The organism is Brevundimonas abyssalis TAR-001 (assembly GCF_000466985.1).
GTDB lineage: Bacteria > Pseudomonadota > Alphaproteobacteria > Caulobacterales > Caulobacteraceae > Brevundimonas > Brevundimonas abyssalis.
On the sequence record NZ_BATC01000016.1, the window covers coordinates 36,991 to 47,268 of the forward strand.

Genomic DNA, 10,278 nt, shown 5'->3' on the forward strand with positions numbered 1-10,278 from the left:
GCGCGCAGGTAAACGGCGCGCGGGGATTCAGGGAACAGGGGCGAAACGAATCAGGACCGAATCACCGACTTCCCCCGATTCAGGATTTGTTCCCTACAAGATATTGTATCTTAATGGGGTTTAACCACTAGAGAGTTCTGGGGCGGCGCGGCGTTGTGGCGCGGCCCAGGGTCCTGTCAGAAGCCGGGCAGAGGCCTATATTAATCACATGGCCCAAACACCTCCGTCTTCAGAAGCTGTTCTTGACGAATGGCCCGCGCTGTCGCCGCTCAGGACGGGCATCGCCTGCCGCTGTCCGCGTTGCGGCGAGGGGGCGCTGTTCCAGGGCTATCTGAACCTGCGGCCGTCTTGCTCCAACTGCGGTCTGGACTACGGCTTCGCCGACCCGGCCGACGGCCCCGCCTTCTTCGTCATGTCGGGCGTCGGCATCGCGGTCACCCTGCTGTTCCTGTGGATGGAGATCGCTTTCCGGCCGCCCATGTGGCTGCACGTGGTCTTCACCCTGCCGTTGTTCGTGGTCGGCTGTCTGGCCACGCTCAGGCCGGTGAAGGCCTGGCTGATCAATGAGCAGTTCGTCCGCAAGGCGTCCGAAGCCCGATTCTCGTTTCTGGGACGGTCAGGCGGCCCGAAAGCGGAATAGGCGCTTGTGCAGCGGGGCCTGGGCCTCGTAACGCGCCAACTCTTCCTCCATCCACGGGAAATAGGTCCGCACGATCCGCGCCGCCTCGCGGTCGGTGGCGATTTCCACCATCTCCGAAATGGGCGGCGGCGACGGCTTCACGCCCAGCTTGTTGGAGGCGGAATTGGAGTTCTCCAGCTTGTCGATGTCGCGCCGGAAACCTTCAGGGCTCAGGCCCAGGGGAGCGAGCAGGTTGGGTTCGACCCAGCCCAGCAAGTCAGGAGCCCGGACCATCTCATCCAGGTTGAAGAGATGAACCCGGCCGGGGGCTTCCTTGATCATGCGTTCGTAGGTTTTGACTGACCTGATCCACGCCTCCAGGAACGCGCCTACGGTCTTGAACTTGTTCCAGGGCATGATCCGATAGGATCGCCAGACGTGGAACGGGTTCCGCAGGCAGTACACGTAATGCGGCTCGAGCGCCGGGTCGTTGAAGATCGCCTCGTACCGGGCGAAGTGTCTCTCATGTCGCGGCGTCTTGTGGCCGAACCACCGCGCCCGAGGACGAACCATGGGTCTCGATGGCGTGCTGTCTCGAAAGGCCGATCGCGCCAGGCCATACATCCGGTTCGGCTCCGGCGCCTGCTTCTGCGTCGCGACACTCACCAGCCACGCCATCATCTTGGAGCCGACGGCGCCGCCGATCTCGCCCTGCAGTTCAACATCCCTCGAGTTGTTCAGGATGTTCGCGCACATGCGGGTGCCGGAACGACCCATGCCGAACACAATCAGAGGCTTGGCCAGAGCGGCGGGTTTCTGAACGCTTGCGTCCGTAATGCGAGACCCATCCTTCTGCACGCTTTTCACGCTTTCAAACTCCGTTCGCTTTTCAGCCGCCATGGTTGTCGCTAGGAACGCCCTCTAAGGCCCCGTAGCTCAGCTGCATAGAGCAAGGCTTTCCTAAAGCCGAGGTCGGAGGTTGGAGTCCTCCCGGGGTCGCCATGGTCTTTCTCTCAGACCACATGAAGGCCGTTCATGTCGATACGCGCCCTGAGCCTTGTGCGGAACAGGCGTCAGACCCCGAGGGCGTTCTTCAGGGTCTCCAGCATCCGCCTGGCGTCGACCGGCTTGGGCACCCAGCCGTCCATGCCGGCGGCCAGATAGCCGTCGGTTTCGTGGGCCAGGGTGCTGGCGGTCACGGCGATGATGGGGGTGCGCGGCCGATCTTCAGCCTGTTCCCGTTCGCGGATACCCGCCGTGGCTTCCATGCCGTCCATCCTGGGCATGTGAATATCCATGAGGATGGCGTCCCAGTCGCCTGACGCCCAGGCCTCGACCGCCGCCTCGCCATCCTCCACCGCCTCGCTCTGGATGGCGAACTGGCTGAGCAGGGTCGTCAGGACAAGGCGATTGGCGGGGTTGTCCTCGGCGATCAGGACCCGCACCGGCCGGTCCGGCGCCGGATTGCCGGCCTCCTCGCGGGGCGCGGGCTCGCTGGCAGGCAAGGCGATCTCGAGGGCGAAGGTGGAGCCCTCGCCAGGCGTGCTTTCCACCGTCACGGTCCCGCCCATGAGGGCGGCCAGATCGCGGCAGATGGCCAGGCCCAGCCCGGCGCCGCCGTGGCGGCGGGTGCTGGAGCCGTCGCCCTGAACGAAGCGGTCGAACAGGCGGGCGCGATCCTGGGGGGCGATGCCGGGGCCGGTGTCGGTGACGCTGAGGCGCAGGACGTCGTCCGCGCGGTCGATGCGGCCTTCGATCCGTCCGGTCTCGGTGAACTTCAGGGCGTTGGAGAACAGGTTCCCCATGACCTGACGAAGACGCACGGCGTCGCCCATGAACCAGCCCTCGGCCCCGGGCGCCACCGTCATGGCGAAAGCCAGCCCCTTGTCCGCTGCGAGGGGCGCATAGAGCGCCGCAAGGTCGTCGGCCAGGGTCTTCATGTTGAACGGCGCGGGCTCCAGCGACAGCCGTCCGGCCTCGATTCGGGAGATGTCCAGGATGTCGTTGATGATGCGCAGCAGGGCGGCGCCGGATTCGTTGATGGTGCCGAGCCTCTGGCGCTGGGCGGGCGACAGCTCGTCGTGGGCCATGATCTGGGCCATGCCCAGCACGCCGTTCAGGGGCGTGCGCAGTTCATGGGTCATGGTGGCCAGGAACTCGGACTTGGCGCGGTTGGCGGCCTGGGCCTCGATCATCAGGGCTTCGGTGTGGCGGCAATGCTCCTCGGCTTCGGCTTCGAGGCGCGCCTTGATCACGGCGGCGCGGCGGAAGGTGTCGACCGCCCGGGCCATGTCGCCGATCTCGTCGCGGCGGCCCACGCCGGGCGCGACAAAGTCGGTCTCTCCCTTGGCGAGGCGCCGCATGAGTCCCGTCAGGGCCGAGACGGGCGAGCCCATGTCCCGCACCAGAACGGCGCCCATCAGCGCCGCGATCAGCGTTGCGATGATGATGCCGATGACCAGCGCGAGCTCCATGACCAGAAGCGCCTGGCCGCTGGCGCCGCTGTGTTCTGTCAGGGCGAGTCGGGCGTCGTCGCGAATGGCGTCCAGGGCGTCTTCGGCCGGCGTGATCAGGCGATCTGCCAGCCCGGCCTCGCCCACCATGGCGGCGGCCTCGGCCCGGCGGGCGGGGTCGGCGGCCAGGGCCACGGCGGGGGCGAAGGCCTCGACTTCCCAGCGGGCATGGGCCGCATTCATCATCGCGACCCGTTCCGCCATGACGGGATCATCGGCCGCCAGGCGAGCCAGTTCGGCGGCGTGCTCCATGTAGCTGGGGCGGTGCAGGGTCTCGATACGGCGCAGATAGTAGGACTCGCCCGTCAGCATGTAGCCGCGCAGCGAGTTTTCCTGCCGAGCCAGGTCGAAGCGCGCGGCGGCGGATGTGCTCAGGGTTTCAAGGGCGACGGCGACGGCGGCCTCGGACCGCTTGACCGTCTGCATGTGTGCGAACAGCACCCCGCCCATCACGACGATGGCGGCCAGGACGACGGAGAAGACCACGACCATCTTCAGGGGGATGCGCAGATGCCACAGGCCCGCGCCCCGGCTCAGGGCGGCTGTCAGCCCGTGTGCGTCTCCATGCCCCGGCATAGCCCCCCTCGGACCAGCTGATCTTGTTCAGATAGATTAAACGCCACCGACGGTTGCGGCCGCGTTAATGTCCGGGACGTCGGGGTCAGACCGCCAGGTCGAGCGCCACGGGGGCATGGTCGCTGGGCCGCTCCCAGGCGCGGACGTCCTCGTGGATGCGGGCCGAGCCGGGTACGACAGCGGGGGTCAGGCCGGGCGAGGTCCACAGGTGATCCAGCCGCAGGCCGCGGTTGGACTGGCGGAAGTCAGCGGCGCGGTAGCTCCACCAGCTGGCCAGCTTCTGGTCTTCGGGATGGGCGTCGCGGACCACGTCGGCGAAGCCAGGGACGCCTGCAAGGCGCGCATGGCCTCCACCTCGATCGGGGTGTGGCTGACGATCTTCGACATGTAGCGGTGGTTCCACACGTCGTTCTCGCCCGGGGCGATGTTCAGGTCCCCGGCCACCAGCAGGGGCGCCCTGGGATCGCGGGCGGCGAACTGGCGGGTCAGACGGGCGTAGAAGTCCAGCTTGTGATCGAATTTGGGGTTCAGGACCCGGTCCGGGATGTCGCCGCCGGCCGGGATGTAGAAGTTCTGGATCTCCACGCCCTGGATGACGCCGGAGACGCAGCGGGCGTGGCCTTCGCGGCAGGCGGCCAGGTCGGGGGCTTCGGCGATCGGGTGGCGGGAGGCGATGGCCACCCCGTGCCAGCCCTTCTGGCCCGCGACCTTCAGGTGCGGCAGGCCCATGTCCCTGAAGGCGGCCTCCGGAAACTGGTCCGGGAGGCATTTGATCTCCTGCAGGCACAGCACATCCGGGGCCTGTTCGGCCACGAAGCGGGCGACCTGTTCGGCGCGCAGGCGGACGGAGTTGACGTTCCAGGTGACGATGCGAAGGGACATGGGCTCACCTAGAGCATGGGGCGGGCCTGCGTCCATGAGGGCTCAAAAATACGCCCGGCCTTTTCAGACCGGGCGCAAATCAGTTTTGTCTCTCTCACGCCGCCACCGGGAGGGGATGGTGTCCGGGACGGTCAGGACAGCCGCCGCCGTCCTGTGTCTCAAAAACCACTCCTCAGGAAAAAAGTCAACCGTAAAGCGAACCCGCTTCGGCGTGACCCGGAAAGCACGGACCGCCTCAGCCGGCCAGGTTCTAGTTGCGGCCCGGGCGGCGACGGGTGGGGTCGCGCAGGGTGAACAGGTTGTTGGGCAGGCTGTTGACGGCCTCGAAGGACGACAGCTGGGTGCGGGTGCGCTGGCCCTGGGGATCGATCACCGTCCATTCCATCAGGCGGACAGGGCTGCCGGCGAAGGCCAGGATCACCTGACCCTCGTTGGGACGGCGGGCGTCGCGGGCGACCACGGCGAAGGCCCCGGAGTCCATGCGGGTGACGCGGTCGATGCGCACGCCCTCCTCGATGCGGACGTCGCGGCCCAGAAACACCGACAGGGGGGTGGCGGACAGGGGGGCCTGGCGGAACACCTCGAGGCGCGGGTCGTAGCGCATCAGATTGTTGCCGTCGGCCACCACCAGCAGGCCCTCAGGATTACTGTACTCGAAGCGCATCTTGCCGGGGCGCTGGATGAAATAGCGGCCCTCGGCGCGACGGCCGCCGGGGCCGGTCTCGACGAAATTGCCCCGCGCGGCGCGCACGCCCTGGAACCAGGACGACACGCGCCCGACCGTCTCGCGGTCGGCGGCGGTCAGGGTGCTCTGTGCGAAGGCGGGCAGTCCGGCCATGACGGCGGCGCCCAGGGTGAGCGAGCCGGTGGCGAAGGCGCGGCGTGAAAGATTCATAGTCAGACTCCCGTTCGGGATTGTTGAGATGATCCTTGTGACGCGGCGGCGCGGCAAGGGTGTGACGCCAGCCTGACCATATTCCGGCGCTCCGATGAAGCGTCGTTCAGCGAAACGGTCAGGATCGGTTCATCCGGCGGATAACAGCGCATGAGACGGCGGGGCGTTCCCGCCGCGCCGCGCGGCGGATTTCGGACTCCGGGCTCAAAAAACAGGGTGCGAATTGTCCGAATAGTCCGAAATCGGCTCCGGGGTCGGTGGCTGGAGCGGCCATTGTAAGGGACGCTGGAAGGTGGGGGACGAAATATTTCTTCGCCATCGCGGCAAACACCCGGCCGCCCCCTCCACCATGCCCTGTCGGGCGCGGTCCCCCTCCCCATGAATGGGGAGGAGACGCGTGGCACGCGCGCTCAAGCAGCAAGCGTCCGCGACGCGAGCGGTAGCGCCCAATAATGCGCTCAAGCAGCGAGGCCCCGCGAGTCGAACGGTAGCGCCCAATAATGCGCTCAAGCAGCGAGGCCCCGCGGGCCGAACGTTAGCGCCCAATAATGCGCTCAAGCAGCGAGGCCCCGCGAGTCGAACGGTAGCGCCCAAAGACGCGCTCAAGCAGCGAGCGTCCGCGACGCGAGCGTTAGCGCCCTAGGATGGCGGCGGGCCGGCCAGGACGTCGCGCTTGCCGGCGTGGTTGGCGGGGCTGACGACGCTTCCTGCTCCATGCGCTCGATCAGGGTGGCGGCGCGGTTGTAGCCGATCTGCAGGCGGCGCTGCACGTAGCTGGTCGAGGCCTTGCGGTCGCGGGTGACCACAGCCACGGCGCGGTCGTAGAGGTCGTCGCCGGAGCCGCCGTTTCCGCCGAAATCGCCCGAGCCCTCGTCCTCGTCGCCGCCCTCGGTGATCAGGTCCAGATATTCAGGCTCGGCCTGTTCGCGCAGGTGCTGGGCCACCTGCTCCACTTCCTGATCGGTCACGAAGGGGCCGTGCAGGCGGGTGATGCGGCCGCCGCCGGCCATGTAGAGCATGTCGCCCTGGCCCAGCAGCTGTTCGCCGCCTTGCTCGCCGAGGATGGTGCGGCTGTCGATCTTGGAGGTGACCTGGAAGCTGATGCGGGTGGGGAAATTGGCCTTGATGGTGCCGGTGATCACATCCACCGACGGGCGCTGGGTGGCCATGATCAGATGGATGCCGGCGGCGCGGGCCATCTGGGCCAGGCGCTGGACCGCGCCCTCCACGTCCTTGCCCGCCACCAGCATCAGGTCGGCCATCTCGTCCATGACCACCACCAGATAGGGCATGTGTTCGGGACGGATCTTCTCGGATTCATAGACGGGGCGGCCCTGATCGTCGAAGCCGGTCTGGACCGTGCGTTCGAAATGCTCGCCCTTGGCCAGGGCCTCGCGGGCCCGTTCGTTGTAGCTGGCGATGTTGCGAACGCCGAGCTTGGACATGCGGCGATAGCGGTCCTCCATCTCGCGCACGGTCCACTTCAGGGCCACGACCGCCTTCTTGGGATCGGTGACCACCGGGGTCAGCAGGTGCGGGATGCCGTCATAGACGCTGAGCTCCAGCATCTTGGGGTCGATCATGATGAAGCGGCACTGTTCGGGCGACAGGCGGTACAGGATCGACAGGATCATGGCGTTGACCCCCACCGACTTGCCCGAGCCGGTGGTGCCCGCGATCAGCAGGTGGGGCATGCGCGCCAGGTCGGCCACATAGGGCTCGCCGCCGATGGTCTCGCCCAGCGCCAGCGGCAGCAGATGCCCCGGCTTGGCGTATTCGGCAGAGGCCAGCAGGTCGCGCAGATAGACGGTCTCGCGCTTGGCGTTGGGCAGTTCGATGCCGATGGCGTTGCGGCCCTGAACCACGCTGACGCGGCAGGCGCGGGCGGACATGGAGCGGGCGATGTCGTCGGACAGGCCCACCACGCGGGCGTGCTTCACGCCCGGCGCGGGCGCCAGTTCATAGAGGGTGACCACCGGGCCGGGGCGGATCTGGTCGATGACGCCCTTGACCCCGAACTCGGCCAGCACGCTCTCCAGCATCTGGGCGTTCTGTTTCAGGGACTCCTCGTCCACGGCGGCGACGCGGGTCTTGGGTTTGGACAGGAAGCCCAGCGGCGGCAGCTCGAAACCCTCGGTGCGGGCGAATTCGAAGGCGCCCTGCATCTCGTTCTGCTCTCGGCCCGAGGGACGCGGCGCCTTGACGCCCGCCACCTTGGGCGCGGGCGGGGCGGGCCTGGGTTCTTCCCACGGGGGCGAGGGCTCGGCGGGGTCGTCGTCGATCTCGGGCTCGGGCGCGACCGCGCGCGGGCGCACATTGGCGGCTGCCTTGGGCGCCGCGCGGGCCTTGCGGACCCCCTTCGGCGCGGGGCGAGCGACGCGGACCTCGGTCAGGTCGCGCCAGCGCAGACCCAGGGTCCAGGCCAGAAGCGTCACGGCCGCGATGGCCAGCAGGACGCCCGCGAAGGGGGCGGCGAAGGGGATGCCCGCGAAGCCGAACAGGCTGGACGGCGCCCACAGCAGGGCGTCGCCCCACAGGCCGCCGAGGCCTGCCGCCAGCGGCCAGATGGCGGGAATGATCAGGGCCGACAGGGCGCCGGCCAGCAGCAGCACGCCGAGCACGGCGGCCAGGGCCTTGAGCGGGGTCGGGCGCAGGCGCGTCTGCACCACCTCGCCCAGGGCCGCAGACAGGCCGAAGGCCAGCATCAGCAGGACGGCGGGCCAGGCGGCGATGCCCAGCGACTGATAGAGCAGGTCCGCGAACACCGCCCCGTTGGCGCCCATCCAGTTGGTGGGGGCGGCAGAGGCCGCCGCGTTCAGGCTGGGATCGGCCGGATTCCACGACACCAGCGAGGCCAGCAGCAGGGTCGCCACGATGGCCAGGAAGCCGCCCCGGAAACGCACGGCGATGGGCGCGCCCCACAGGATGCGGGCGCCGTCATAAACGCGGGTTCCGATGGCGAGGGCCGCGGACATGGGCGGGCTCCGGTGGGACTGAAGACAACTGCGCCGATCATCGGCCTTCAGGGTTAAGCCCGCGTTTACCAGCCCCTGCGACGGCGCCGCCTCTGGACGCGGCCGCGGGGGGCGGCGACAAGGGCTGCATGAGCCAGGACGACCTTACCGATCTCGACGTCATCGTGGCCGGCGCCGGCATGGCGGGGGCGACCTTCGCCCTGGCCGCCGCGAAGGCCGGGCTGAAGCCGGTGCTGGTGGACCCGTTTCCCTTCGACGAGCAGCTGGCGCCCACCTTCGACGGGCGCTCGACGGCCGTGGCCTGGTCCAGCTTCCGGATGCTGAAGGCGCTGGGGGTGGGCGCTGCGCTGGAGCCGCACGCCTGCCGCATGGACCGCATCCTGGTGACCGACGGAACACGACCCGGCGCGGCCTCGCACCGGGCGCTGCCCGCCTTTCTGCGCTTTGACGCCGACGAGATCGGCGAGCGCACGGGCGGGGAGCCGCTGGGCTACATGATCGAGAACCGCCACATCCGCACGGCCCTGGCCGGGGCGGTGCGGGCGGCCGGGGTGCCGGTGCTGGCGCCCGCCGCCGTGGAGGCGGTGCGGCTGGAGGAATTCGCCGCCCACGCGGTGCTGAAGGACGGCCGGACCCTGAGCGCGCCCCTGATCGTCGGCGCCGAGGGGCGCAGGTCGGTGGTGCGCGAGGCGGCCGGGATCGGGACCACCGGCTGGACCTATGGCCAGAGCGGGGTGGTGGCCACCGTCCGCATGGAGCGCGACCATGGCAATGTGGCCCACGAATATTTCCTGCCCTCGGGTCCGTTCGCCATCCTGCCCCTGACCGACAGCCGCGCCAGTCTGGTGTGGACCGAGACGACGCGACGGGGCGAGGCCCTGCGCGACGCCTCGGACGAGGCGTTCCTGAGCCATCTGAACCGGCGCTTCGGCGAATTCCTGGGCGAGGTCACGGTGGAGGGGCCGCGCTTCGTCTATCCCCTGTCGCTGTCGCTGGCCGAGCGGATCGTCGCGCCGCGCGTGGCCCTGATCGGCGATGCGGCCCACGGGGTGCACCCGGTGGCGGGGCAGGGGCTGAACATGGGGCTGAAGGACGTGGCCGCCCTGGTCGAGGTGATGGTCGAGGCGGCCCGGCTGGGCGAGGACATCGGGTCGCTGGGGGTGCTGGAGCGCTACGCCCGCTGGCGCCGGTTCGACAATGCGGCCCTGGCGGCCGGGTTCGACGGCTTCGTGCGGCTGTTTTCCAACGACGATCCGCTGACCCGCGTCGTGCGCGGCGTGGGCATGGCGGCGGTCAACCGCATCGCGCCCCTGCGCCGGGCCTTCATGACCGAGGCCGGCGGCGGGGCCGGGGATCTGCCCCGACTGCTGCGGGGCGAGGCGGTGTAAAAACTGACCCGCTGCAACACCCAAAGCGCGGGGTCCCGGCTTTCGCCGGGATGAGCGGATTGGATTAGTCCAGCGCGCGGGCTTCCTCGACCAGCATGATCGGGACGCCATCGCGGACAGGGAAGGCCAGTTTGGCGCCCTTGCTGATCAGTTCACTGGCGGCGCGGTCCCAGGTCAGGCGCCCGCGCGTGACGGGACACACCAGCACCTCCAGCAAGCGGGGGTCGACGGTGGTCGGGGTGTTGAAATGCTCTGACATTCTTTGTGCCCTAACGCTCGGCGCGCGGCGCCTCGCTGCTTGAGGGCGTGGGGGCCCTCGGCTGACGGCGGTTATTGCATGGTGGTGGGTTCGTCGTCACCGGGTTCGGCGGCGTCGATGCGCAGAAGGGCGGTGAGGGTGCCGAGACGGTCGTACAGGGTCAGGGCCTCG

6 protein-coding genes, 1 tRNA gene and 2 pseudogenes are annotated in these 10,278 nt (G+C 68.7%); 3 read left to right on the plus strand and 6 right to left on the minus strand.

Features of this window, described 5'->3' with window-relative positions; all coding sequences use genetic code 11:
• Positions 1 to 208 precede the first annotated feature (208 nt).
• Positions 209 to 640, plus strand: coding sequence for a DUF983 domain-containing protein (locus MBEBAB_RS06325; RefSeq protein ID WP_021697115.1), 432 nt, complete (start codon positions 209 to 211; stop codon positions 638 to 640).
• Here the strand turns inward: MBEBAB_RS06325 and MBEBAB_RS06330 are convergent.
• Positions 617 to 1,519: a sulfotransferase gene (locus tag MBEBAB_RS06330; RefSeq protein WP_081703440.1), complete on the minus strand. Its 903-nt coding sequence runs from the start codon at positions 1,517 to 1,519 to the stop codon at positions 617 to 619. The two genes, MBEBAB_RS06325 and MBEBAB_RS06330, sit on opposite strands and share 24 nt — an antisense overlap.
• Positions 1,520 to 1,544: 25 nt before the next feature.
• On the opposite strand from MBEBAB_RS06330, the gene MBEBAB_RS06335 reads away from it, so the two are divergent.
• Positions 1,545 to 1,621, plus strand: a tRNA-Arg gene (locus MBEBAB_RS06335).
• Positions 1,622 to 1,692: 71 nt separating this feature from the next.
• Here the strand turns inward: MBEBAB_RS06335 and MBEBAB_RS15060 are convergent.
• The 4 genes and pseudogenes from MBEBAB_RS15060 to MBEBAB_RS06355 all read right to left on the minus strand — a co-directional run bounded on the left by MBEBAB_RS15060 (position 1,693) and on the right by MBEBAB_RS06355 (position 8,460).
• Positions 1,693 to 3,708: a hybrid sensor histidine kinase/response regulator gene (locus tag MBEBAB_RS15060; RefSeq protein ID WP_021697117.1), complete on the minus strand. Its 2,016-nt coding sequence runs from the start codon at positions 3,706 to 3,708 to the stop codon at positions 1,693 to 1,695.
• An 85-nt stretch (positions 3,709 to 3,793) separates the two neighbouring features.
• Positions 3,794 to 4,590 (minus strand): annotated as a pseudogene (locus tag MBEBAB_RS06345) (exodeoxyribonuclease III).
• 250 nt (positions 4,591 to 4,840) lie between these two features.
• Complete coding sequence (locus tag MBEBAB_RS06350; protein ID WP_021697119.1) at positions 4,841 to 5,485, minus strand: LolA family protein; 645 nt, start codon at positions 5,483 to 5,485, stop codon at positions 4,841 to 4,843.
• A 639-nt stretch (positions 5,486 to 6,124) separates the two neighbouring features.
• Positions 6,125 to 8,460: pseudogene (locus tag MBEBAB_RS06355) on the minus strand (FtsK/SpoIIIE family DNA translocase).
• A gap of 128 nt (positions 8,461 to 8,588) precedes the next feature.
• Here MBEBAB_RS06355 and MBEBAB_RS06360 point away from each other — a divergent pair.
• Complete coding sequence (locus MBEBAB_RS06360; RefSeq protein ID WP_021697121.1) at positions 8,589 to 9,848, plus strand: UbiH/UbiF/VisC/COQ6 family ubiquinone biosynthesis hydroxylase; 1,260 nt, start codon at positions 8,589 to 8,591, stop codon at positions 9,846 to 9,848.
• 64 nt (positions 9,849 to 9,912) lie between these two features.
• On the opposite strand, the gene MBEBAB_RS06365 is transcribed toward MBEBAB_RS06360, so the two are convergent.
• Entirely contained in the window at positions 9,913 to 10,107 is a 195-nt protein-coding gene (locus tag MBEBAB_RS06365) for a Trm112 family protein (protein ID WP_021697122.1), read from the minus strand.
• Between the last annotated feature and the right edge of the window lie 171 nt (positions 10,108 to 10,278).

Coding starts and splice junctions, on each gene's coding strand:
- MBEBAB_RS06330 (WP_081703440.1), bottom strand. CDS start 1,519: ATGGCGGCTGAAAAGCGAACGGAGTTTGAAAGCGTGAAAAGCGTGCAG.
- MBEBAB_RS06325 (WP_021697115.1), top strand. CDS start 209: ATGGCCCAAACACCTCCGTCTTCAGAAGCTGTTCTTGACGAATGGCCC.
- MBEBAB_RS15060 (WP_021697117.1), bottom strand. CDS start 3,708: ATGCCGGGGCATGGAGACGCACACGGGCTGACAGCCGCCCTGAGCCGG.
- MBEBAB_RS06365 (WP_021697122.1), bottom strand. CDS start 10,107: ATGTCAGAGCATTTCAACACCCCGACCACCGTCGACCCCCGCTTGCTG.
- MBEBAB_RS06350 (WP_021697119.1), bottom strand. CDS start 5,485: ATGAATCTTTCACGCCGCGCCTTCGCCACCGGCTCGCTCACCCTGGGC.
- MBEBAB_RS06360 (WP_021697121.1), top strand. CDS start 8,589: ATGAGCCAGGACGACCTTACCGATCTCGACGTCATCGTGGCCGGCGCC.